Annotated in this window: 20 protein-coding genes and 1 tRNA gene; 12 read left to right on the forward strand and 9 right to left on the reverse strand. The window is 32.5% G+C overall.

Annotation, left to right across the window (positions count from 1 at the left end; all coding sequences use genetic code 11):
- Positions 1-88 precede the first annotated feature (88 nt).
- A complete protein-coding gene (locus tag HNP36_RS16520; RefSeq protein WP_184166997.1) occupies positions 89-799 on the forward strand; it encodes a zinc metallopeptidase in 711 nt (236 codons plus the stop codon).
- On the opposite strand, the gene HNP36_RS16525 is transcribed toward HNP36_RS16520, so the two are convergent.
- The 9 genes from HNP36_RS16525 to rbfA all read right to left on the reverse strand — a co-directional run bounded on the left by HNP36_RS16525 (position 796) and on the right by rbfA (position 10,008).
- Positions 796-1,398, reverse strand: coding sequence for an IMPACT family protein (locus HNP36_RS16525; RefSeq protein WP_184167000.1), 603 nt, complete (start codon positions 1,396-1,398; stop codon positions 796-798). The two genes, HNP36_RS16520 and HNP36_RS16525, sit on opposite strands and share 4 nt — an antisense overlap.
- 12 nt (positions 1,399-1,410) lie before the next feature.
- Entirely contained in the window at positions 1,411-2,334 is a 924-nt protein-coding gene (locus tag HNP36_RS16530; protein ID WP_184167003.1) for a hypothetical protein, read from the reverse strand.
- Positions 2,335-2,472: 138 nt separating this feature from the next.
- Complete coding sequence (locus tag HNP36_RS16535) at positions 2,473-2,655, reverse strand: bacteriocin-like protein (protein WP_184167006.1); 183 nt, start codon at positions 2,653-2,655, stop codon at positions 2,473-2,475.
- Positions 2,656-2,794: 139 nt separating this feature from the next.
- Positions 2,795-3,823 (reverse strand): bifunctional diaminohydroxyphosphoribosylaminopyrimidine deaminase/5-amino-6-(5-phosphoribosylamino)uracil reductase RibD, encoded by a 1,029-nt coding sequence (gene ribD / locus HNP36_RS16540; protein WP_184167009.1) that lies wholly within the window; start codon positions 3,821-3,823, stop codon positions 2,795-2,797.
- Positions 3,824-3,886: 63 nt separating this feature from the next.
- Positions 3,887-5,689 (reverse strand): DUF349 domain-containing protein, encoded by a 1,803-nt coding sequence (locus HNP36_RS16545; protein ID WP_184167012.1) that lies wholly within the window; start codon positions 5,687-5,689, stop codon positions 3,887-3,889.
- Between the two features lie 78 nt (positions 5,690-5,767).
- Positions 5,768-6,505, reverse strand: coding sequence for a shikimate dehydrogenase family protein (locus tag HNP36_RS16550; RefSeq protein ID WP_184167015.1), 738 nt, complete (start codon positions 6,503-6,505; stop codon positions 5,768-5,770).
- A gap of 61 nt (positions 6,506-6,566) precedes the next feature.
- Positions 6,567-8,369, reverse strand: coding sequence for an endonuclease (locus HNP36_RS16555; protein WP_184167018.1), 1,803 nt, complete (start codon positions 8,367-8,369; stop codon positions 6,567-6,569).
- Between the two features lie 70 nt (positions 8,370-8,439).
- Positions 8,440-9,645 carry an ABC transporter permease gene (locus tag HNP36_RS16560; protein WP_184167021.1) on the reverse strand — a complete coding sequence of 402 codons (1,206 nt, stop codon included), beginning with the start codon at positions 9,643-9,645 and terminating at the stop codon, positions 8,440-8,442.
- Positions 9,646-9,648: 3 nt separating this feature from the next.
- Positions 9,649-10,008, reverse strand: coding sequence for a 30S ribosome-binding factor RbfA (rbfA, locus tag HNP36_RS16565; RefSeq protein WP_184167024.1), 360 nt, complete (start codon positions 10,006-10,008; stop codon positions 9,649-9,651).
- Positions 10,009-10,102: 94 nt separating this feature from the next.
- On the opposite strand from rbfA, the gene mce reads away from it, so the two are divergent.
- From mce to HNP36_RS16620, 11 genes are all read left to right on the forward strand, one after another.
- Positions 10,103-10,501: a methylmalonyl-CoA epimerase gene (gene mce, locus HNP36_RS16570; protein ID WP_184167026.1), complete on the forward strand. Its 399-nt coding sequence runs from the start codon at positions 10,103-10,105 to the stop codon at positions 10,499-10,501.
- Positions 10,502-10,563: 62 nt separating this feature from the next.
- A tRNA-Ile gene (locus tag HNP36_RS16575) sits at positions 10,564-10,637 on the forward strand.
- 195 nt (positions 10,638-10,832) lie between these two features.
- Positions 10,833-12,872: a DUF262 domain-containing protein gene (locus tag HNP36_RS16580; protein ID WP_184167029.1), complete on the forward strand. Its 2,040-nt coding sequence runs from the start codon at positions 10,833-10,835 to the stop codon at positions 12,870-12,872.
- Between the two features lie 145 nt (positions 12,873-13,017).
- Positions 13,018-14,172: a site-specific integrase gene (locus HNP36_RS16585; RefSeq protein WP_184167032.1), complete on the forward strand. Its 1,155-nt coding sequence runs from the start codon at positions 13,018-13,020 to the stop codon at positions 14,170-14,172.
- 433 nt (positions 14,173-14,605) lie between these two features.
- Positions 14,606-15,352 (forward strand): hypothetical protein, encoded by a 747-nt coding sequence (locus HNP36_RS16590; RefSeq protein ID WP_184167035.1) that lies wholly within the window; start codon positions 14,606-14,608, stop codon positions 15,350-15,352.
- A gap of 2 nt (positions 15,353-15,354) precedes the next feature.
- Entirely contained in the window at positions 15,355-16,371 is a 1,017-nt protein-coding gene (locus tag HNP36_RS19285; protein WP_228456415.1) for a hypothetical protein, read from the forward strand.
- A 400-nt stretch (positions 16,372-16,771) separates the two neighbouring features.
- Positions 16,772-18,166, forward strand: coding sequence for a hypothetical protein (locus tag HNP36_RS16600; RefSeq protein ID WP_184167038.1), 1,395 nt, complete (start codon positions 16,772-16,774; stop codon positions 18,164-18,166).
- Positions 18,167-18,738: 572 nt separating this feature from the next.
- Positions 18,739-21,219: an ATP-binding protein gene (locus HNP36_RS16605; protein WP_184167041.1), complete on the forward strand. Its 2,481-nt coding sequence runs from the start codon at positions 18,739-18,741 to the stop codon at positions 21,217-21,219.
- Positions 21,216-21,875, forward strand: a complete 660-nt coding sequence (locus tag HNP36_RS16610) for a hypothetical protein (RefSeq protein WP_184167044.1) — start codon at positions 21,216-21,218, stop codon at positions 21,873-21,875. Before HNP36_RS16605 ends, HNP36_RS16610 begins: the two co-directional genes overlap by 4 nt.
- The gene (locus HNP36_RS16615) at positions 21,876-22,454 is read left to right on the forward strand and encodes an HNH endonuclease signature motif containing protein (RefSeq protein ID WP_184167047.1); all 579 of its coding nucleotides are present in this window, start codon (positions 21,876-21,878) and stop codon (positions 22,452-22,454) included.
- Positions 22,455-24,317, forward strand: coding sequence for an Eco57I restriction-modification methylase domain-containing protein (locus tag HNP36_RS16620; RefSeq protein WP_184167050.1), 1,863 nt, complete (start codon positions 22,455-22,457; stop codon positions 24,315-24,317).
- Positions 24,318-24,583 lie beyond the last annotated feature (266 nt).

Raw genomic sequence — 24,583 nt, forward strand, 5'->3', positions numbered from 1 at the left:
AGAACAAATATAGATAATAAAATGTAATACTTTGGCACAGTTTTTACATCATTATGATTAAAATTGAAACACAAAAAATCTAAATAAAATGATAGGTTATTATATCATTATCGGTATTTCAATGCTGGTGAGCTGGTGGGTTTCGTCCAGATTGAAATCGAAATTTGAATACTATTCCAATGTACATCTCAGAAACGGTCTTTCAGGGAAAGAAGTGGCGGAAAAAATGTTGAGAGATAACGGTATTACTGATGTACAGGTAATTTCTGTTCCCGGGCAACTGACGGATCACTATAATCCGGCAGATAAAACAGTCAATCTTTCCGAAGGTGTCTATATGCAGAGAAATGCGGCTGCGGCTGCAGTTGCGGCACACGAATGCGGACATGCGGTACAGCATGCTGTAGGATACTCAATGCTGAATCTGCGCTCAAAACTGGTTCCGGTTGTTAACTTAAGCTCTAATTTAATGCAGTTTGTCCTTATCGCAGGTATTGGGATTATGGCAGCAACAAGATCCATTGAAGATCCGAACGGGAATACTACAGTTCTGGCGATTGGGGTGGCCATGTTTGCCATGACTACACTTTTTGCTTTTGTAACACTTCCTGTAGAATATGATGCCAGTAACAGGGCTATGAAATGGCTTAAAGATACAGGAACAGTAACGCAGGAGGAGTTTGTAGGGGTACAGGACAGCCTGAAATGGGCGGCAAGAACTTATGTTGTTGCGGCTATCGGATCACTGGCACAACTTCTTTACTGGGGCTCTTTACTGCTCGGCGGAAGAAGGGATTAATCTTTAAATTCAAATGAAACATACTGCATCTCGGACAATTTGTCTGAGATGTTTTCTTTTTGGGCCAGTTTTAAAGAGGCTGTGAGAATACAGTTTTCGTTAGCATCAAAATTCAAAACTTTTGCGTCAAATTTGGAAAGCAGGGTGAAAATAGTATTTTGCTGATTGAAATTAAACCGGATTTCAAGTTCTGTTTCAAGTTCTTTTATAATGATATTGGCTTCTTCCAACGTGATCTTTGCACATTCTTTATAAGCTTTCACCAAGCCTGAAACTCCGAGCTTTGTTCCTCCATAATAACGTACTGATATCACCAGAACATTAGTAATTTCATGGGCTAAAAGCTGATTATATATGGGAAGTCCTGCACTTCCGGATGGTTCTCCGTCATCATTGGCGCGGTAGTTTTCACCTTCCAGGCCTATTCTGAAGGCATAGCAATGATGCGTTGCTTTAGGATGTTCTTCCCTTATTTTTTCCAGCGCTTCCTTCAGCTCTCTCTCATTGTTTACGGGAAAGGCAAATCCAATGAACTTGCTGCCTTTTTCTTTCAGTAAAGTGTTTTCTACGGGTTTTTCTATAGTTTTGTACTCAAACATTTTTCAGTTGCATTAATTGTTGCCCTGTTTCATTAGGTTGTCTTTCCATTCTTCATATTCCAGGGAGGGAAGTCCTATTTTGTTTCTTCTTATGCTGAATGTGTCTTTTGGATAATTTGTTGTAATTCCTCTTGCATGTTTAATATCCCTTGTAGTCTGGCTGAAATACTTCTGCTCATAAACCAGATTATATTTTCCCATCATTAGCTGTCTCATTTCCGCAGGACCAGCTTTTCCTTTTTTAATATTTTCAAGCAATAATGCTTTGAATTCTTTATATTCATCTGCTCTGGCAAAATGATGGTACATCACGGGAAGCATGATTCCTTCATCGGCTATTTTTCCTGCGGTTGGAATATCGGGATACCCCTTCGTTTTGATAAGGTGTATCATTTTTTTCATATTGTCTTCATCTACCTGCGGTTCATTTTGATCTCCTCTGCTATTTTGATCTGCTATAACCATTTCTTTTAGTATTTTCCGGTATTCCCAGTCGATATTATCTTTGTGCTGCTTTTCGAGAGAGAGAAGTTCTGCATCTGAGAAACTGTCTTTTAAAAGATTAGTTAATGTCTTTTCTTTTTTAAGCTCTTTTACTGTTATACCCCAATCTCTGATCAGACTTTCAATATACTTTTTTGAATCAATATTTTTACCGAGCTTCTGAGAAAGAATTATATAGTTCAACATTTCAGAATAACCCAGCTGATTTAAGGGAGCATAAATTTTGAACAGGCTATCCAGTTTCTGAAAGGCTTCCAGATCTTTTTTCATGGTTAATAAACTGTCTGCCTTATAGATCTCCAGATAATAGGGGAGGTAATTGATCTCACTGGAGACAGTAGCTTCATAGTTTTCAGATGATATATTTCTTTTTGAACCGCAGGAGAACAAAAATATAATGGTTACTATTGATGACAGAAAGAAATTTTTCATAATTAATAGATTGTTGTTACGAAATAACGCACTATTAAATGCAAAAGTATAAAATGCTTTTTAAGTTGCATCATAAACAAATGAAGAAGCCGCCAAATTCCTGACGGCTTCCTGTATCTTTAAGCTTTATGATAGTTTTTATATTCCTCCTCCGCACAGATCCATTGGGATCAGGCACATATAGCTTGTAGGTCCGCAAAAATCCTGAGGACACTTATCTCTGCATCGGGTAGGTTCTCCATTGGGAAGAGTGCAGGTCACAAACACTCCGCCGGTAATGCTTTTTAAACCGGCTCTTGAAATTTTCTTTAGATTTTTCATTTTAATTATAATTTGGATTCAAAGTTTTAATTCACCATGAAGTTAATTATTTAATTTAAACTAAAATGATTTCCGGATAATTTTATTATGTTAAGTATGTTGTTGCGATGTGAAAATTGATAGTATTCAATATTTTAACCTAATGATTTAACAGGTAAAATGAAACAGTATTATCCCTGAATGTTTTAACATTATGCGGTTTTGAATTTAGACTTGGTGCTTTAGTTCCGTTTCTTAAAATCAGGGTTTCGTTTCTGATTACAATTGCTTCGTCCCAAAGTCCTGCATTAATAAACTGGAGTAGAGTATAGCTGCCTCCTTCTATGATAACGGACTGTATCTGTTCTTTATAAAGGATATCCATCAGATTATGCAGGAAATTTTCTTTTTCTGCTTTAATGAATTTAATGTTCTTTTCTATTCCTTCTTTTTTGCCGTTTATAATGAGGGTTGGTGCTTCATCATTATAAATGTTAAAATTTTCAGTGACTTTCAGATCAAAATCAATGAGAATTCTTACGGGATTTATTCCTTCTGTATTTCTTACGGTCAGGCTTGGATTATCATTTAAAGCAGTTTGTGTACCTACTAAAATAGCATGTTCATCGGCTCTTAACTGATGTACAAACTGGTTGGCCAAAGTATTTGAAATAGCAGCAGGCTTATAATCTTTATCTAAAAAACCGTCTCCGGATTGTGCCCATTTAAGGATAATGTAAGGTCTTTTCTTTTCGTGATAGGTGAAAAATCTTTTGTTCAGTTCAATACATTCTTTTTCCAGTATTCCTGAAACAGCTTCAATACCGGCCTCCTGAATGATCTTTTTTCCTTTACCATTTACTTTGTCGTGGGAGTCCATAGCGCCAATCACTACTTTTTTAAAGCCAAGTTCCTTGATCTTTAAAGCGCACGGCGGAGTTTTCCCGTAATGGGCGCATGGTTCCAGGGAAACATAGATGGTAGATTCCGGGATAAGGTCTTTATTTTCTACAGAATTGATTGCATTGATCTCCGCGTGATTTTCTCCGGCTTTGTGGTGGTAACCTTCCCCGATAATTTTTCCGTTGTGAACAATTACACTGCCCACAAGTGGATTGGGGTAGGTTTTGCCTAAAGCTTTTTGGGCCAGTTCAATGCATCTTTTTATGTATAATTCGTCGTTATTCATAAAGTGAAAAGAAAAAAGCGAAGACAAATTTCTTTGCTCCGCCTTTTTATATTGTTTAATAGATTAATCTCCGGTAATAATATTGTGAAGATTTTGTTTTAAAGTTTCCAGATGGGCCTTCTTCTCGTCGATTGTGTTGAAAGTGTCTCTAAGAAGAGGGTTTTCTCTTGACGGTTTGTTGAAGAATGCCAGGTTGTTTTCCAGTTTTACAATTTCAGCTTCAAGGTCAGAAATCTGGCTCTTGATTTTTCTTGCTTTGTCTGTAAGCTGGTTCTCCGTTAATCCTTCCTCTTTCAGTTCAAGTTCGTTGATCTTGTTCAGTTTCAGCTTTTCTCTTAAGGTTCTGTTGAATTCGGTATTGATCGATATTTTGTCTCTCGGTACCTTTCCGATGTTATTCCAGGCTGTTTTTATGGCTTCAATTCTTTCGATGCTGCCTTCATCATTGGAAACGGTTTTCAGATCTTCAAGGATTTCTTTTTTCTGTTTGTAGTTCTCTTTCCAGTTATCGTTGGAAGCATTGTTCTTCTCCCTGTAATTGTTGAAGAATGTATTACATGCATCACGGAACTCGTCCCAGATCTTATTGGTCATGCTTTTGGGAACATGGCCTATCTTTTTCCAGTCTTCCTGAAGCTTTTTGAATAAAGGAACGGCAATATCCCATTCTTCATTGTTCATGTTATCCTGAGCGGTCTGGATTAATTTTAGTTTTTCTTCCAGATTGGCCTGCTGGGAACCTTTCAGAGATTTGTAATAATTGTTTTTTGTGGTATTAAAGCCTCTGAGGATGGTTTTAAAATCATTCCAGTTCTGGTTGGAGAGTTTTCTCGGCACACTTCCTGTTTTTAAGAATTCTGTGCGGAGATCTTCCACTCTTTTGATAGAGTTCTGCCAGTAGCTGTGGTTAGGAGTTTCAGAAGGTTCAGACAGTTTTTTAATTTCTGCGATGATCTGGTTCTTCTTTTCCAGGTTGCTGTTCTGCTCTCCTTCAATAGCCGCAGATAGTTCAGATTTTCTTTCATGGATTTTGTTGGAAATCTCTTTGAACTCTTCCCATGTTTTTTCACGGAATTCTTCAGCTACAGGTTCTGCTTCTTCTTTCCAGAGTTTGTGAAGATACTGAAGTTCATTCAGGGCTTTCTGGATAACAGGTTCATTTTCCAGCTCTTTGGCGCGGGCAATGATATGCTGTCTTTTTTCTAAATTATGGCTGAATTCCTGCTCAAGAAATTCTTTATTCAGATCCAGCATCTGATAAAACTGGTTCAGATGGTGGAAATAGTTATTGTTAAGGATTTTGAACTCAGATTTTGCGACCTGTCCGGCTTTTGACCATTCTTCCTTAATCTCACGGATGGATTTGAAAAGATTGGTTCCCGGCTCAGAATTGGTGTAAAGGTTTTTAAGTCTTTCTATGATATTCTGACGATGTTCAAGGTTTTTCTTCTGCTCTTCGTCCTGGGATTTCTGATAACTGTCGTGCTTTTCTCTGAAAATATTGATTAATGCAGAGAATTTGGACTGTAAAGGATGCTCGTAGCTGAAATTTTCGGGAGGATTTCCGCCTTCTACATATTCATGCTTCTTGTCTTCCACTTCATCGTGAATGTAATGACTTGCTTTTTCTTTTAACTGATTGAATCTTTTGAAGTTTTCACCTGCATTGGCCGAATTGATAATGGTTTCCATTTCTTTCAAAGCATCAGCCAGAGAGATGTCATCAGCATGGTCTTCCTCTAAATGCTCCGCATCTTCATGAGTATTTTCATCATGAGGCAGGGATATTTCTGAGGTTTCTTCTTGAGATACTTCGTTAGAATTTTTGTTTTCTTCGTTTTCAGAAAGATTGTTTTCTGTAATCATAGCAAATCTTTTATGTGAGTGGCGTTAATATCCTTTTGCATAATATAGCTGCAAAGCCAATTAAGGTACTAATTTAGGTTATTTTTTTTGAAAATTCCAAATTTCCCAAGCTTTTTCTGCTTGCTGTTCAAGCATATAATAACCGTTCACTGTTTTTGCTCCTTTTTCAGATGCTTTAATAATGAACTGGGTATAATTAGGGTTGTAGATAAGATCAATGATCAGGTGTTCAGAAGTGATTCCTTCGAAGGGAAATTCCAGGCAGTCTTCAACATTGGGAAAGGTACCTACGGGCGTACACTGGATAATGATCTGGTGACCGCGCACAGTTTCGCTGTCGAGATTTTTAAAATTAATTTCGGAATTTCTGGAAATGGTGATTGATGGTATTCCATGTTTATCCATAACATATTTCACTGCTTTTGCGGCGCCTCCGTTTCCAAGGATAAGAGCTTTATTCTGATGTGGTTTTTTGTGAAGAAGGAATGTTTTTTCAAAACCGAAAGCATCAGTATTATAACCTGTTTTTTTACCGTCTCTGATCAGAACACAGTTTACGGCGCCAATTTTTTCCGCTTCATCACTAAGGCCGTCAAGATAATCCATAATCTTTTCTTTGTAGGGAATGGTGACATTGAATCCTAAAAGTTCCGGATCGTTAAGGAGACTTTCTACTTCATTAATTTCATTCAGGTCAAAAATATCGTAAGTGAAGTCTTTCAGCATCAGCTTTTGAAACTTGTCTTCGAAGAATTTTTTAGAAAAGGAATAGGAGATGTTTTTTCCTATCAGTCCTAATTTTTTATTGGAATCCATAGATCAAAAATAAAAAAAAGACCGAATAAATCGGTCTTTGTTCTCAAATATTTTTTACAGATTATTCTACCACGAACTTTGTAGAGAAGCTGTCTGTTTTTAGGATATAATTTCCTTTGGCAAGTCCTTTAAGGTTAATTTTATTGGAGTTTTTGAAAGGATTTGCAATCACTTCAATCAGTTTTCCTGAAAGGTCATAAATCTCTGCTTTTGAAATTTTGCCCAGGTTTTCACCTTTAACAAATAATTCATTGTTTTTAACAGGGTTAGGGTAGATGGTGAATTCAGATTTGTCTTTTTTCACTTCTGAAGTTCCTAATGTGTTGAAACATGTCCATGTAAGATCATCCAAGGCAACTCTGTTTCCACTGGCAGAGACAGGGTTAACGATTTTAATTACAACATTTCCGCTTACATTAATATTATTGATGTTTATTGTAGACACTGTTTTTTCTGCTGTATAAGATATGGTACCTACTTGTACATCATTGATCAGTACGTTCATAGTTCCTGCTGTACTTCCATATTTCAGCTGGGTTTTTATTTCTAAATTCTGAATACCTCCTGAAATTGCGGAACTTGTTAAATTTCCATTTCTGATGGTGATCGCTTTACCATTAACAGTTTCGTCAGTTCTTGCAGCGGTAGCAGTCCAGGAAATATTATTACTGGTCCATGTTCTTGTTAAATATTGGGAATCTGAGGCTGGAATATTACTGAAATTTTCTGTTCCACAGCTTGTTCCGCTTGGCTGTCCTGCAAGTGTTGTTCCGTTTGCATCATTACTTTGCGGAGAAGAATTTCCGGCAGCATCTTTAGCAATTACATAGAATGTATAAGCTGTTGATGGTGTTAAGCCCTGAACTGTTGCCGTAGTTCCTGAAACTGTTGCTTTTAATACTCCGTTAGCATATACGTTATAGGCTACCACACCAATATTATCCGTAGCAGCTGTCCAGCTCAGAGACATCGTACTTGAAGTAGGATTTTGAGCAACTAAATTGGTAGCCGCTGTAGGAGATTGTGTATCTGCCACGGCTGATCCCCAAATCAGCTCAACAAACTCAGGATGATCTATGAAAGGGTTTTTATTTTGCTGGTATTCATAGGTTGCATTGTTTCTGGCAATTTCAGCGGATGATACAGGATCTGATATATGCCAGGCTCTAAGCTGGTCCAGTTCCCAGGTTTGTAATCCGGGAAATGCTGTTGTTCCAAGCATGTCTCCTGTTCCGTTTGCACTTGTAAAACTTCCCAGTTGAGACTGGTATCTTGTTACAAAGTAGAAGATCATTCTGGCGACATCACCTTTGAATGCATCAATTGGTTCAAATACAGTTCCGCCATAGCCTGGAGATGCAGAGCTTCCAAGTTTTGATCCGTTTAGTGAAGTAAAGGATGCGTTTTGTACTTTTCCGAATGGATAGTTCGATCTCATACCATTTACTTTTCCGTCGGTTGCTCTTATGAAATTTACGTCAGCTACCATTGGGGAAGCCTCATCAAAGAGACTTTGAGGAACAATATGCTCTCTGTTGTAACAATCACTTTCGCTGTTATACTGTCCGCATTGGTTAGTAATGATTGTATAGTTATACGGATCCTGTCCTGTTGGATTTTCAGAATAAATATCCAAAACAGTTCCGTCATTTTCATAGAAATAATCACGATCGGTGGTCTGGTAAGCAGTCCATAAACCATTATAGGTTTTAGCCTGGTGACCATCCGTAATAATCTGGCTTAACTTATTTTTTAAAGCTATACCGGTTAAACCTGCTGTTCCGTCATAATACGTGACAGGTGCCTGTGCTGATGCAAGAAAAATTGCAGAACTCAGAAGAAAAAAGGATAAAATTCGTTTCATTTCAAAAAAATTGGGCCGTAAAGGTACAAAAAATTGAAAATGAAGTTGATTTTATTTTAAATAATGTATATTAACTTTTGGTAATATAGTCTTTGCTGATTTTGGAAAAGAACCAGGAAATAATAATTCCGAATAGGGAAGCGGTAAATGCTACGATAAGGTAATTTTTTCCGACGATTTTTACAGGAAAAGGAAGTATTTCATTGGCTCTGAAGAATTCGGTATAAAGCTGGAAATAGCAAAGCAGGGTTCCTACGATCAGTCCTGAAATCACTCCGGAAATTACAATAAGAAGTCCGGTATAGAAATACGTCATTCTTAAGTGACTGATTGGAAATCCTAATGAAATAAGGGACCTTGCCTGTTCTTTTTTATCAAGCTGAAGAATGATAATAGCCCCAGCCAGGTTAAAGGTTGTGATGAAGATAACCAGTGCGAAGATCAGATAGATAAACATTTTTTCTGTATTGATCATCTTCCAGAAGGCTGCATTTTCTTCTTCTTTGGTTTTTATTTCAATATTTTTCCCCAGCGAGGTAAGAAGATTTTGTTTCACAGCATCTGCATTGTCCGGATTTTTTAATTTAATTACAATCTGGTATGCGGATTTCTTAGGAAGGCTAAGCAATTCTTCTGTAAGTTCTATAGGGGCAATGATATAACTGTCAAGCTGTTCTTTTCCCGGAAAAACTCCTGTTACAAGAAAATCTCTTTTATTATATATATCTTCTTCTTTATTGATAATACCGGTCCCGGGCTTAGGCATAAAAACTGTAGCATAATTGCTGGTGGAATCTATAGGAATTGAAAGCCTGTTGTGAAGGTTGGTTTCCATTAATACTTCATTGGAGTACTTGAAACTTGGATAAGTTCCGTAGAAAACGTCCTTATCAATAGGGTTGACTTTTATGTAAGCGGAATCAACTCCTCTTAAATAAGCAATATCACCTTTACCTTTATAATTAACGTATACTTTTTCTTCAATAATACGGGAAAAGCTGCTGATCGCTTTGTCATTTTCTAAAACTTTTGTGACCTTATCGAGGTTTTTCACTGTTTTTCCTGAAGTACTTTCCAGGGTAAGGTCCGCGTGAAGATTGGAGATAAGGTCTTTATTCAGGGTTTCAAGGCCTGAAAAAACTGAGATAATTACGAACATTGCAGTTACAGCAACAGTCATTGCGCCTACCGAAAGCCATGTAATAAAGGTCACGGCGGTACTCCCTTTTTTAGCCAAAAGGTATCTGGATGCTATGTAAAATGCAATATTCTTCAAGATTTATAAAACCGGATTGTCGCCTTCACCTCTTAATTCTCTTTCCAGCTTTTCAACATCATCAAGAGCTGTGTCCAGATAAAAGTTAAGCTGAGGAATAATACGTACCTGTTTTGCCATTTTCTGGCCGATGAAATTTCTGTACTGAGGTTTGTTTTCTTCAATCTCCTTCATCACCGCGGAACGGAATTCCTGCGGGAAAATACTTAAATAAATTTTAGCAATACCCAGATCTGCAGATACTTTTACATCTGAAACGGATACCAATATACTTTGCTTGCTTTCCGAAGATTGTTTACGGAAAAGCTCTGCGAAGTCTTCCTGAATGATCTGTGCTACTTTTCTTTGTCTGTTACTTTCCATAAGTTATGCAAATTTAGTACTTTTGTTTGAATTGATACCTTTGAAATTCAGCTCAGGTATCAAATTTACGATTTAATTATATTTATTAGTGTTTATGAAGCTAGAACATATTGGTATCGCCGTAAAATCTTTGGGAATTTCTGATGAACTTTTTACCAGATTATTAGGAAAAGAGTCTTATAAAAAAGAAACGGTGGAAAGGGAAGGGGTAATGACTTCTTTTTATGAAACCGGGGAAAGTAAAATTGAGCTGCTGGAAGCGAGTAATCCCGAAAGCCCAATCTCAAAATTTATAGATAAAAAAGGTGAAGGGATCCATCATTTGGCATTTGGCGTAGAAAATATCCTTACAGAAATTGAAAGATTAAAAAAAGAAGGATTCCAGTTTATCTCCGATGAACCGAAAGAAGGTGCTGATAACAAATTAGTTGTATTCCTACACCCAAAATCTACGAATGGTGTACTGGTAGAACTTTGTCAAGAAAAGCAATAAAAAGTTTTGTAGTGAAAGAAATTTTGCTATTTTTGCAATCACAAAATTTAACCAAGTTTTGAGGTCCTATAGCTCAGTTGGTTAGAGCACCTGACTCATAATCAGGTGGTCCCTGGTTCGAGCCCAGGTGGGACCACGAAAGTGAAGAATGAAATTTCTTCAAAATTAAAAAAGCCCCTGTTTATGGGGTTTTTTTGTTGATTTATTTCGTCATCATTCGTCATGGTTCGTCACAATAACGTCCCCCGATCCGCCCCCCCCCCTCGTATATTCAGAATTGATGATTGTGTTAGTTTGTTTCGATATATTTGAAAAAAAACTAACGTAAATCATGACTGTATCAAAAAACCAATTTTATTCTTTAGAAAATATTGCCAATTGGCAATTAAAAGGTGATGAGAAGATTAAGTTGCCAATTTTACAAAGATCTTTTGTATGGAAGCCAAATCAAATAGAAACTGTTTGGGATTCGATTTTGAGAGGTTATCCTATTGGAGCATTTCTTTTGGCAGAAACTACGGATAGTACCTTTGAATTATTAGACGGTCAGCAACGTTCCACTTCAATTTCTTTAGGATTTTTTAATCCTTGGGAAGAAGGTTCTGCAACATTTTTTGATAGTAAAAATAAAAATTACTATCATATTCCTACGGTTTGGATTGATCTGAATCCTGAAAAAGTTAGTAATACTAATAGATATTTAATCAGAGTTCTCACAAGATCTCATCCTTGGGGTTATCAAGCAAAAAACAATAGTTCTACTCTAAGTATCTCTGATCGAAAAAGAGCATTAGATATTTTTAGGAATGCTGGAAGAAATGTAAAATATACTGAGCTGAAAAATATCGATGTTTTTCCTTTTGATGCAAATCTTCCCATTCCATTAGTTTTTCTATTAAAATATATTTATGGAAAGCAAGATGCTACATCTTCAAAAGAAAAATTAATTAATCAGATTGCTGATATAAAAATGAATAATCAAAAAGAGAGCTTATATGAAGAGTTCATTTCTTCAAATGCTTTCGATGATTTTATTGACGAAATAAGCAAGAATTTGACGAGTTACTCAATTCCAGCAATAGTATTGAGTAATTCATTAATAAAAGTAGCTAATAGCCAAGAAAAAGAGGATCCTACACTATTTGTAAGATTAAATTCACAAGGAACTCCTCTTAATGGAGAAGAGTTAATTTATTCGATCTATAAGGCTGAATTTCCAAAAAGTAAAGAATTAGTAGAATCAATCAGTGCTGATTTTATTCAACCTTCAAGATTGTTATCATTTGTTAATAGGTTGGTTTGGTCTGACTTAAGTCAAAATAATTATCCAAATTCGTTCAGTGTAAATCAATTTAGAGATAGATTAAATAATTTAGATTTTTTAAAAAGGTTGGAAGACTTTATTGGTAGTGATAATGAAAGTATGGCAAATAAAGTTTTTAAAAGATCATTTGATATTTTATTGTCTGAAAATAAAATCAAATTACCAATAATCTTAGTGAAAAGTTTAATAAATGATTACCCAGAAATCTTTCTTTTTTATCTAAATTGGATTTATATTCATTATTACAACATCAAACCAGAGAGTTTCTCAGAAATAAAAAAAGGCTTTTTCTATTTAACATTATTTACTTTGGATAAAAATAAATTACCAAAAGAAATATGGGGTGAGTCGTCAAAATTATCTTTCTGGACTTATCAAAGCTTACAAAAACTTGCTTACAGCAATTATCTATTTATTACAATGCCTAAAATATCCGATCTGCAAGTAGTTTATAAAATGGTGATTGAAAAGAAAGTCAGATGGAATGAGTTTTATCCTTCAAAGGAGGAATATTTAAAACTTTTTGATAATGCTTTGGATGAAAAAGGTTTTGATGAAGGTGAAAAATCTGAGATTTATAAAAACCAATGGAACCATCTTGCAAATCAATTAGCTTGGAATCGTAACGTATTGATTTATTGTCAGAGAGATTATTTTAATAAAAACTTTCGGGAATTCAATAGTCTGGAAGTTTTAAGTGATACAAATAGACCATGGGATTATGATCACATATATCCAAGTAGTTGGGTATATCAACAACAAAATGTTAATCCTCAAATTAGAGATTGGCATAATATGAATGCTAATTTGAGAGCTATTTCGTTAGAAGAGAATCGAAGTCATGGTAATCGTGAAAACCCTAAACTGAAAGCCGAAGATCTAGAAGCATCAGAATTCTTTATAACTGATGATAAGGAATATTGGACAAAAATTGAAAATCGAATATATGATGACCAAAAAGCAATGTATTTAATGAGTGCTTTTGTAACTAGAACTATCAATTTTTATAAAGAAATATACTTTTTTATTGTTGAAAAATCCCTTTAACGAGAAGTTAATAAACTTTAACATGATTGTAATTGATTGATTATCAAATTATTAATTTGATATTTTAATCTTTTTATCTATCTTAGCTGATTTTTTAATTGTTACCGATGTATGAATAAGAAAGTAACAATTAAAATATTATAAAATGAGAAAACCAATCATTAAAGCAATCATCAGAACTGATAAGACTGATAAAAAAACAGGCGAATGTCCTATATGTATTCAAATCAGAATGAATGGAGATAAAAAAAGAATTTCAATCGGAGAAAAAATACATCCTTCGCATTGGGATACGGATGCAGGTCGTGCAATAGGCAAAGGATATGGAAATCTGAACAAGATGATTGATAAGCGAAAAAGCGATTTAGAGGAATTTTGCACAGATAGCATTATTGCAGGGTATCAATTATCATTTTCTGATATAGATAAATTTTTAAATGGGACAAAGAACAGCAATTTTTATGATGTTTTCGATTCAGTCATGGAAATAAAGAAACCAAAAATTTGTGATGATACTAAATATAAGTATGCTACTTTACGTAGCAGATTAAAAGCATTTCAACCGAGAATATCTACTTCAAATATTGATGTTGCTTTTATCACAAGATTTGATAATTATTTAAAAGGCTTGAATATTGGAGATGGGGGTATTTACAATCATCATAAGTGCTTGAAATGTATTATAAATGAAGCTAATAGATATAAAAAAGCAAAAATTGAGCAGCCGTACGGTAAAGATATGTTTACAATTAAGACTCCAAAGCATAAAACTGTTTTTTTAGATGAAGATGAAGTAGTTAAGTTTAAAGGTTTTAAAAGCGATAGTATTTTAGCTAATACAGTAAGGGATATGTTTTTGCTTTCCTGTTATTCAGGTTTAAGGTATTCTGACCTGTTTTCATTGAAAGTATCAGATATAGACTTTAACAAAGGAATTATATCAAAGAAGATGTTAAAAACTAAGCATAATATTGATATTCCAATGAATAGTCAAATAAAAACATTACTCTTGAAATATATGGTAAGTCAAAAGTCCAATACAAAAATCTTTAGAGAGGTCAGTAATCAAGTAGGAAATTCTATTCTGAAAGAAATAGCAAAAGAGTGTAAGATCAATAAAAATATAACATTTCATGTTGGACGTCATACTTTTGCTTCTTATTTGGTGAACAATTGTAATATCTCCCTTCCTATTGTAAGTAAGCTACTAGGACATGTAAATATTGCCAATACTTTGATTTATACAAATTCAAATATTAATAATCTTAAAAGCGTAATGAGTAATGTTCGTTTCGGATAAATTAATAAATTTGTAAAAGATAAAAATATAATTAAAATAAAAGCGTAAGCTGTTTATTCTCGTTACCGAAAACTGCCAATTTTCTAACGCACTGAGACTAAATAGTGAATCGCCCCGTCATGCGTGGGCTTTTCCTATTATGTGCGTTGGGTATGGCAGTACCTCGGTTACTAATACGGTTTAAGTTCCACGCTTTTTCTATGTATTAAATTGCCGTTTTGGAACTGAATGGTTACTAATAATCATGGGAAACTTTTCTTATCTGATTCAGAAAAAATTTCGAGACCTGAACTCAGAACAACAACGAATCTTCATTAGTGAATTTGAAAGACGAAAAAAATCTGTAGGAATATCTTACCTGCTTTGGTTTCTTTTAGGATGGCATTACGCCTACCTTAAAAAATGGGGTTGGCTGATACTGTATATTTTTACCGTGGGAGGTTTTTTTATCTGGGCAATTATTGAACTCTTCAGGATTCCTAAAATCGTTGAACAATATAATAATGATCTTGCTTTAGAAATACTACGGGATATTTCGATCATGTTTCCTGATGAGGTTCAGGATTCAGGTGATAAAGATGTTAATAAAAAGGCTGTAAATGACCTTTACATCACTCAAAAAATGCAGTCAGGAGAAAGTTATTCTTTTTATATCATAGTTGGTATAATCATCTTGTTTAGCGTTTCTGCTTTCTTCTTAAAGCCTGATCGGGCTAAAATACAGAATAAGATTGTTGATGATATGATGATTTCACAACCTCAACTCATAAAAACGTTTAAAAATATTTTTATTGGTGAAGAGCTCAGTGAGAAAAGTTCTGAAAATTTTATTGTGAATAGTATTTCAAAAAAAGGATACAAAAATATCGGTATTTATGAGGAGGACTTAGTGATTCTAAGAAAATTGGTATTCAGAGATGAAAATTTACAAGAAAACCTCATTACAGCTTACGGAATATTGGGATTAACAAAGGTTGTATTTGAAGATGAAAGCCTAAAACATGAGGAAATTTTTAAAGAAAGAAAACAATCATACAAAATTAATGAATCCTATCCGCCTGCTTATGAAAATACCTACAACTATTCTGCGGATAAATATAAATCGAGCGAAATCTATCAGGATGAATTCAACAATAGGAAAAATGAAAAATTGGAAGAAGACTCAATACAAATCAATTAATCATGAAAAAAATAATCGTACTTATCACTCTGAGTCTTTTCTCAGTTTTTTATTCCCAAGATTCTTATGAAAACGAATTGAAGCAGACTAAGCTGTTTGTAAAAGAAGTTTTGAAAAATCAGCCTTCAAAAGTTATTGAGTATGTTAAACTGACTGACGGTGGAATAAAACAAAGTAAAACCGATAATCCAGTGGAAGAATTTGAACTTCAATGGGATTTATTCTATAAAATCATTAGAAAAAATAATAAAATTGTCTATATCAGTAAATCTGATGATTTATGGGGGCATATCGGAGATAGTAAAACATCCTATAACTACTACTTCAATGAAGAAGGAATCTTGGTTGGAGCTGAAAAAAGCTTAGATTTCTTTTTGCTAGATACCACGTGTGCTAACCAGGTCAGATATTATGCTTCCTATACGAATGTAAAAGCTGAAAAGCTGGAAAAAGCCGAAATGTACAAAGATGATAACGGGAATATTATTGATTTTACTTCCAGAAAATGTAAAAATAGTAAGGCGTATATTCAGGGTATTACCAATAGCTTAGATAAGATAACTTTTCGTGATGTTGAAGGATTTATGATGGCAGAAAAAATTAAATATTATCGAACTGATAAAAATGAAAAATATATTGAGAATGAAAAAGAAAATCCTGTCTTTGGGAATCTTATAAAAGGAAGAGGAAAAGAAGTAATCCAAAATGAAAATACAGGAGATCCTTTAGGCGGTGATGGAAACGGTAATAGCAAAGTGGGAATTGATCGAAAATTAATAGGTTATATTCCTGGAACAATGGGAAGAGGAGGAGAACAACCTTCTCATAGTTGCACGGCAAGAGGTTCTGTTACGATTGCCTATACCGTAGACAAGGCAGGGAATGTAGTTTCTGCCAGAAGATCGGGAGGGGGTTCAGATTCTTGCATTGTATCAACGTCAATTGGTTGGATCAAGAAATATGTAAAGGCTGAAAAAGCCGATGTAAGTTCAATGGGAACTTATAAGATTACATTTTAATGCTCTCTAAAGGGTGTATATTTAGAATATCAAGATTTTAAAGGAAAATAAAAACAAGAGGAAAGCAAGTAAAAGCATGATATGTTTTACTAAAATAATAAGTAAAAAATGCAAGTCATAATATAAGAAGAAACAAGTACGGGTAATCTGATCGGCTTCAGTGGAACCGAAAGTAAAAACTTACTATTTAGAATGAATTTTATCTTTTAAAACTATACTTCACTGAGTAATACAAGTGAAAAGTTTCAAATATATTCGATGTGTGATCTTCATAGGCGGCTTTTAGTCGTCTATTTTCGTGTTTTTTAACTTTTGTAAGAAAACTTTAACAAAAAATTAACGCAATTTTCAGGATTTTACTTTTGTTTCCCTGCTATTATATAAGAAAGTGTTATATAAAATGAGAAAATTAAAAGAAAGACGGTTTCTGTTCTTACTGAACCGCACTAACAAACTTAAAAAAAGAATAGCAGTATTAGAATCTTTAGCATTAGAAAACATAAAATCCAAAGAAATTTTGACTGTAGAAGAAACGTTGGAGTTATTCAATATGAGCCGATCAACATTTGATAGATTAAGAAAAAAGGTTTTGATGCTCCTCAGCCCAATAGGAACGGGAAGATTTATGTTAATAGAGCAGAACTGGAAAAATTTTTACAAAAAAAGTAGTATGGTAGATTTAATTAAATTTTATCTTGAAAATGTATCGCTAAGCGATTATATCTTAGCGACAAAATTTATAAAAATAAGAGAGGAAGGTGGATTTGAAATTTTTAAAGCTGACCCTGATGTGATTTCTTTTTTGTCACAAAAGGTAAAAGCTGAAGATTGTAATTTACCAAAATCTGAAATTGTAGTTCAACAAGAACATATTATCAAAAAGCTGTCATACCAGAATAAGTTCATCAGTTTTAAAAGAAAATTGAACGCAAAAGAAGGTAGATTGTCGGTTTGTCAAAACATAAGAAAAGACTTTATCCGCATCAAAAATTTAAATCCTTTTACTGATCTAAATTATTTGAATTTTGTTGAAATAATCGAACTGTATGCGCACGAGTTCGGGATTGAAAAAGAAAAATTTTGGAAGGCAAAAATTACTCAGGTCGAATTGGGGGTAAATATCAGGTTTAATATGAATATAGCTTCTATTATGAGTAGTGTTTCAAGAATGAAAGGTATGGAAAATACGCTACGAATTGGAAATACTGTTAATTTTAAAAATCAAAAATATGAAGTCTCTGTATATAATAAATTAGAAAGAGAATCTCAACAAAATGAAGTTTTCAAAAATGCAAGCAAGGTAAGAAGGAAGCATTTGGTAAAAAAAGTCTCAAAGAATAATAGCTTTATTAGGATTGAGCTGAGAGTGAAGCGAGTGAGTCAATTTAATCGGTTTTCCATAAAAAGTAAAATACGGACTCTGGAATCTATCAGAAAGAATTTTCATTCGTTGGGTAACGAATTATACAAACTTTTTGTTAATATCTCATTTGTAAATGAAATTTCGCCAGATATTACTCAGGGTCTTGTGAAGTCTCAGTTAAATAGCAAGAGCGCAAAAGCTTTTGATGAATATTTGAAATTTCTAGGATTGAAATATTTTGGAGTTAAAAAGTTTATTGAGTTCGCATCTCCGATCTTGAATACAAATAATAGGAATAAATATCTTGCAAATTTGGAAGATATTTACAATCAATATAAAGGAGATGATGATTTTGTGAAAAAAGAGTTTCATCGGAAATTGTCAGCAAGGATCAATAAACTCGTCGTGCCTGCTATTTCAAGTAGTAACTAAGGTTAATATATCTCTAAAACTATTATTACTAATATAGAAGATATAGTAAAGGGCAGAGGTGGATCAGACAATTATAAAGCATCCGATGGACCAATATATATTCCTCTCAAAACTTTAGTGATGGGAGTTTCTAAATGAAGATACATTGAAAAAAGTAAGTCAATCTTAGAAATGTACCTATTTAAGCTTTAAAAATTTCTCACTAGGAAATCTGTTCGCTAAGTAATTTGAAATAAAATAATAATGGTTAAAACTAATACAAGCAAAGTCTAATATAAAAATGTTGCAAGGATAAAATCGGAATTTTAAAATTTGTTTTTTATGTATTGCTAACTGTAATATTGCATGTTTGGAGAAATTTTTATAAAATAGGTTATTGCTGTAATTTTGCAATGTATTTGTTTAGAAAACAACGAGATTAATATCTCGTTGTTTTTTATTTTCAAACAATATTTTAAATTATTATTTTAGGCTATTTTTGTAGATTAGTTATTAGATATTTACAGCAACTATATTAGCCAGATACATATGCCTAAATATTAAAACCAATAATCCACCTTAATAAGATATTAATGAGTAATAATACATTAAAAGTACCATTTAAAGTTTCTGCAAGAACCGCAAAACTTATAGGCTTGGAAAATTTCTCAACAGAGGAAGGAGCAATTATAGAGTTAGTCAAAAATACATATGATGCTGATGCTACCAATTGTATACTGATCTTTGACCTTAAATATCACAATGAAAAAATAATATCTTCTGAAGGAGTAGTAATTGAAAATAGAAAAATTGATAAATCAATTAGTACAATTTACATAATTGATAATGGTGTTGGAATGTGTGGCAATATTATTCAAAATCAATGGATGACTATTGGGACGGATAATAAGCTTTATGAATATACAACTGAGAATGGAAGAATAAAAACGGGTGCAAAAGGTATTGGTAGATTTGCTCTTAATAGGTTGGGTATGCTAACAAATATGCTATCTATTCCTCAACTTATTGTAAAAGAAGAGGATGATGATATATCAACAATTGATAATAGCGAAAATTTAGGTTTTGAATGGACGGTAGATTGGAAAGATTTTGATGTAAAAGGTGCTGTGGTATCTGATATAGAGGCATTATTAACAGAACGTGAAAATATAAATTTAAAAGAAGAATTAATAACTAAGTATTCTTCATTTACTCGCATCCAGCAATTAATAAATAAAACTGATTTTACCTCTGGTACAATTATAGAAATTAGTGAACTCAATGATGAGTGGGATGAAGATAAACTTAATAAATTATTTTCCAACTTAGAAATGCTTTTGCCTCCAGAAGAACAAAAAGACTTTAATATTGATTTTTTTCTTCTTAATAATTTAGAAGAGTATGGTCAAGTAAAAAGAGCCTTTTATGATGATTTTGATTACAAAATTAATGCATCTTATGAAAATGAAATATTAAATGTAGAAATACTGCGGAATGAGCTAGATATAGAAGTTCTCGAAAATAGATATTCAGGTATTTTCGATTTTGATATAATGAAAAAATATCCTTATAGATTGGAAGATTTCAAAAAAGATACGATTAAATTTACTTTACCAACCTCTGAACTTTTATCAGATAAAATTGATAAGGATATGCTCAAAAGAATTGGAAAGTTTGATTTTACATTTTATTTTTTAAAAAATACGATTTCTGATGATCAAGATGATGTGAAAAAATATCCTTATAAAAATATAAATAGTGCAAATAGAAGGGCGTGGTTAAGAAAGTTTGGAGGAATTAAAATATTTAGAGATGATTTCAGAATACGACCGTATGGTGAAAATGGAGATGATTGGTTACGACTTGGAGAGCGGCAAGCCCAAAGTCCTGGTGGAGCAGGGCAAAGGTTAGGAGGATATAGAATTAGACCAAATCAAATAGCTGGAACAGTAAAAATTTCAAGACTAAATAATACAAGCTTTCAAGATAAATCAGGTCGAGAAGGTTTAATAGAAAATGACGAATTTGAATTATTTAAAAATATCTTACTTGAAATAATATCACTCTTTGAAAAGGATAGAAATGTTGTAATGAATAGTCTATTTAGGTTGAATTCGATTAGGAATCTTGATGTGGAAATGTTAAGAATTGGTCTTAAAGAAGCTGAGAGAATACGTAAACAAAAGCAAGAAAGAGCTGAAAAACCTAAAAATGATGATGAGCCAAATTCTGAAGAATCAACAGACTATTCCGATAGTGAAGAGCAGATGGCTGATACAATATTTATCTTAGAGAAATCTAATGAAAAAAAGGATGAAGAACTGCGATTATTGCGAGGGTTGGCTAGTGTTGGTCTGATTATATCATCCTTTGCTCATGAAGTAAGAAGTTTGCGTGCTAGGCTTGTACCAAGAACAAAATTTTTGTTAAGTGAGTTGAAAAAGCATTTGGATGAAGTAAAGCTTTCAGAAGAACTAGATCAGGATGATAATCCTTTTTATATGATTAATTTAATGAGAGATGAAGACATAAAATTAAAACATTGGTTAGATTATTCTTTAAGCACTCTAAAAATAGATAAACGAGAAAGAAAAAATTTAGATTTTTCAAAATATTTCGAGAATTTCAAGGCTAATTGGAGCAAAGCTTTAGAGCAAAGGAATATTAGTTTGGAACTAAAAAAGGAGGATGATGAAGAACATACTGTAAGAGCCTTTGAGGTAAACATGGATTCGATTTTTAATAATCTTCTTTCAAATTCTATAAATGCACATTATGGTTATAATAAAGAAGGAAAAAAAATCGAAATTAGCTGGAAGAAAAATGAAAATAATATCGAAATAATTTTTTCGGACAATGGTAAAGGTCTAGATGGAAAATATAAAGATATGCCTGAGGAAATTTTTAATTTGAATGAATCATCAAAAACAGATAATAAGGGTAATAAAATTGGGACTGGTTTAGGTCTTTATATAGTAAAATCTATCATTGAAGAATATAATAACTCATCTATTTCAATTCTAAAAATAGATGAAGGTTTAACATTTAAGATTAGTTTTAAAATTAGAAAATGAAATATAAGATCGCATACATAGACGAAGATAAAGGTTGGATAAATACCTTTTATCATACATTTAAAGATGATTTTGATATTGAGAGAATAGAAGTTAATTCAGAATCTTCAATTCAAGCAATCACTAAATTATTAATTGATAGTGATGTTGATGCTATAGTAACAGATTATTTATTAGAAGAAAATGCTGAAGTTCCTTTTAATGGAAATAAAATAGTTGAGGAAATGAAGTATTTAAGACCATATTTTCCAATTGTCATGTTAACTTCTTATCCTAATCAGGCTATTAGTCATACTGATGATGTGCATATAATCTACAGTAAAGATATTCTTACTATAGAAGATGATAAAGATGAGGAAGAATTGGAATTTTTCAAGAAAAAAATCCTATCTAATATCACAAATTATTATAAAAAAATTGACGATACCAACCTGAAAATTGAGAACCTAGTAGAAAAGCGAAATACTCAGGGATTAAATGTTAGTGAGGAAGAAGAGCTAACGAAACTTTATATATTATTTGATGAACTAAATCCAAATGGTAAGGATTTACCAGCAAGTTTAATCGAAAGAAATTCAATATCAAAACTAAATGATTTCGTTAATGAAACTAAAGAAATTTTGGAGGAACTTAAAAAATTAAATCAGAAAAATTAAATGGATAGATTTAGAAAAGCAACTCCAAAAAGAAGAAAAATAATCGCTTCTGTTGCAAAATATAATGATCACAGGAACGATCTAATTATAGATTTTGATAACCGTTGTGGCTATTGTAATGATATTGATGTCTGGCGAACAGTTTGGTTTGAATTAGATCATTTTGTTCCCAAAAAGTATTTAAAAACTATTAAAGATACTGATTATTCTAATTTAGTCTACGCTTGTAGATCTTGTAATAATTCCAAAAGAGCTCATTGGCCTACAGGTAATGAATTTATTCATAATCAAAATAATGAAGGTTTTATTGATCCATGTGAAGATAATTATGATGATCAATTTTATAGATGCCCAGATGGAAAAATAATGTATCATACAGAATTAGGAAAATGGATGTATTATAAGTTAAAATTCCACAAACCTCAACATGAAATTATCTACCGTATAGAGCAATTAGATAGTTTAATAGAAGATTGTGAAAATCTTTTATCTGTTATAGATAGTCAAATATTAAAAGATAGAATGTTAATTTTATATCGAGAGTATAGAAATTATACTAAACAATTAAGTAGTATTTAAATGAAAAACGCAACAAAATATTTAAGTCAAGAGTGTCAATCAAACCCTTGGTTTGTAGACCGACTTATTATTTCTGCATTTTTATATATTAATAAGATAGATGTGCTTCATAATCAATTTGTAATTGATTACTTAATAACCGAAAATGATGAGGATTATTTTACTTTAGAGGAGTTTATTAAATTAATAAAAAAAGAGAAAGATTATTTAGACATTGAAGATGTTATCGAGCTATTTGAGTTTGTAATTTCTCCTTCCGATAGAATTGTAAATGGTGCTATTTACACCCCATCAGAAATTAGAGAATATATTATAAGTGAAACTTTTAATAAAAATATTAATGTCCTTCAACAAGTTAAAATTGCTGATATATCATGCGGTTGTTCGGGCTTTTTATATACTGCTGCTGTTGAATTAAACAGATTAACTGGAAATAATTACCAATCTATTTTTCAAAATCAGATTTTTGGATTAGATATTCAAGAGTATTCAGTTACTAGAAGCAAATTATTACTTAGTTTGCTTGCTCTAAAAGAAGGTGAAGATATTGAAGAGTTTTATTTTAATATTCATCAAGGTGACGCTTTAACTTTTAGATGGGATCAATATTATGATGATTTTGAGGGATTTCAAATTATAGTTGGAAACCCACCGTACGTTTGTGCTAGAAATTTAGATGATGCAGTAAAAGAAAATCTTCAAAATTGGATTGTATGTAACTCAGGTAATCCAGACTTATATATACCTTTTTTTCAAATAGGTTTTGAAAATCTTTCAATTAATGGTGTTTTGGGCTATATTACTATGAATACTTTCTTTAAAAGTTTAAACGGTAGATCTTTACGAAGGTATTTTGAAGATAATATGATTGGAGTTAAAATTATTGATTTTGGAACCCAACAAATTTTCAAATCAAAGAGTACGTATACATGTATTTGTTTCTTAGAAAATACCCAGAAAAATCATGTCCAATACTATAGATCTGTAAAGAAAGAATTACCTGAAGATGCCAATGATTTTAAAACAATTTACTATGGAGATTTAAATGCTAAGAAAGGATGGAATTTACATAATAATAAAATTATATCTAGAATAGAAGCTGTAGGTAAATCTTTTGGAGAGATTTATAGTACTAGACATGGTATTGCAACATTAAAAAATGATATTTATATTTTTAAACCCGTAGCTGAAGACAATGATTTTTATTATTTACAGAACGGCGATTTGTACCCTATAGAAAAGGGAATATGTAAAGATATTCTTAATTCAAACAAGCTTAGTAGAAGTATAAATTTTGAAGAGGTAAAAGAAAAGGTTTTATTTCCATATGATAATAAAATTAAACCCAAAGCTCTTGATGAAGATTTTTTGAAGGAAATGTATCCTAACGCTTATGAATATTTTAAACGAAAGAAAAAAATATTAGCGATGAGAGATAAAGGTAAGGGTGAATATGAGAAATGGTTTGCTTTTGGAAGAACTCAATCATTAGAGCAGATTGGTAATAAAATATTTTTCCCTAAATTTTCAGACAAAATACCAACTTACTTAATAAGTAGTGATGTCGATTTACTATTTTATAATGGTCAAGCTATTGTAGGACATACAGTAGAAGAAATGATCGTAATAAAAAAGATTTTACAATCAAGATTATTTTGGTTTTATATAAAATCAACGAGTAAGCCATATTCCTCTGAATATTATTCACTAAATGGAAATTATATGAAAAATTTTGGAATTCCAAATTTTAATGAAGAAGAAATTAATTTCTTAATGTCAGAGGAAAATCAGGAAATTATAGATGTGTTTTTGGAAGACTATTATGGAGTTCATTTAAATGCAGATTTAGTTTTAAATCAGTAAATCTTCTGAAAATAGTCCCCTAAAACGCCCCCTTTGAAAATTGAAATGCTTGAAAGTCCCATAAATAAAGGAAAAAATAAAAAATATTCGAGCCCAGGTGGGTCCACAAAAAAAACACTTACCCTCTTGTAAGTGTTTTTTTATGCTCTTGCAGGAAAATTGAAAGGATCGTTGGCATTTCTGATAATTTCATTATTTCAAATAGGGAAGATATTGATATAGAAAATTGTATTGATAAGATTCATAATAACAGACACCCGAAAATT

Origin of the sequence: Chryseobacterium shigense (genome assembly GCF_014207845.1) — a bacterium.
GTDB lineage: Bacteria > Bacteroidota > Bacteroidia > Flavobacteriales > Weeksellaceae > Chryseobacterium > Chryseobacterium shigense_A.

Excerpts from the sequence above, each read along its gene's own strand:
- HNP36_RS16520 (WP_184166997.1), top strand. The coding sequence starts at position 89 with ATGATAGGTTATTATATCATTATCGGTATTTCAATGCTGGTGAGCTGG.
- HNP36_RS16525 (WP_184167000.1), bottom strand. The coding sequence starts at position 1,398 with ATGTTTGAGTACAAAACTATAGAAAAACCCGTAGAAAACACTTTACTG.
- HNP36_RS16530 (WP_184167003.1), bottom strand. The coding sequence starts at position 2,334 with ATGAAAAATTTCTTTCTGTCATCAATAGTAACCATTATATTTTTGTTC.
- HNP36_RS16535 (WP_184167006.1), bottom strand. The coding sequence starts at position 2,655 with ATGAAAAATCTAAAGAAAATTTCAAGAGCCGGTTTAAAAAGCATTACC.
- ribD (WP_184167009.1), bottom strand. The coding sequence starts at position 3,823 with ATGAATAACGACGAATTATACATAAAAAGATGCATTGAACTGGCCCAA.
- HNP36_RS16545 (WP_184167012.1), bottom strand. The coding sequence starts at position 5,689 with ATGATTACAGAAAACAATCTTTCTGAAAACGAAGAAAACAAAAATTCT.
- HNP36_RS16550 (WP_184167015.1), bottom strand. The coding sequence starts at position 6,505 with ATGGATTCCAATAAAAAATTAGGACTGATAGGAAAAAACATCTCCTAT.
- HNP36_RS16555 (WP_184167018.1), bottom strand. The coding sequence starts at position 8,369 with ATGAAACGAATTTTATCCTTTTTTCTTCTGAGTTCTGCAATTTTTCTT.
- rbfA (WP_184167024.1), bottom strand. The coding sequence starts at position 10,008 with ATGGAAAGTAACAGACAAAGAAAAGTAGCACAGATCATTCAGGAAGAC.
- mce (WP_184167026.1), top strand. The coding sequence starts at position 10,103 with ATGAAGCTAGAACATATTGGTATCGCCGTAAAATCTTTGGGAATTTCT.
- HNP36_RS16580 (WP_184167029.1), top strand. The coding sequence starts at position 10,833 with ATGACTGTATCAAAAAACCAATTTTATTCTTTAGAAAATATTGCCAAT.
- HNP36_RS16585 (WP_184167032.1), top strand. The coding sequence starts at position 13,018 with ATGAGAAAACCAATCATTAAAGCAATCATCAGAACTGATAAGACTGAT.
- HNP36_RS19285 (WP_228456415.1), top strand. The coding sequence starts at position 15,355 with ATGAAAAAAATAATCGTACTTATCACTCTGAGTCTTTTCTCAGTTTTT.
- HNP36_RS16600 (WP_184167038.1), top strand. The coding sequence starts at position 16,772 with ATGAGAAAATTAAAAGAAAGACGGTTTCTGTTCTTACTGAACCGCACT.
- HNP36_RS16605 (WP_184167041.1), top strand. The coding sequence starts at position 18,739 with ATGAGTAATAATACATTAAAAGTACCATTTAAAGTTTCTGCAAGAACC.
- HNP36_RS16610 (WP_184167044.1), top strand. The coding sequence starts at position 21,216 with ATGAAATATAAGATCGCATACATAGACGAAGATAAAGGTTGGATAAAT.
- HNP36_RS16615 (WP_184167047.1), top strand. The coding sequence starts at position 21,876 with ATGGATAGATTTAGAAAAGCAACTCCAAAAAGAAGAAAAATAATCGCT.
- HNP36_RS16620 (WP_184167050.1), top strand. The coding sequence starts at position 22,455 with ATGAAAAACGCAACAAAATATTTAAGTCAAGAGTGTCAATCAAACCCT.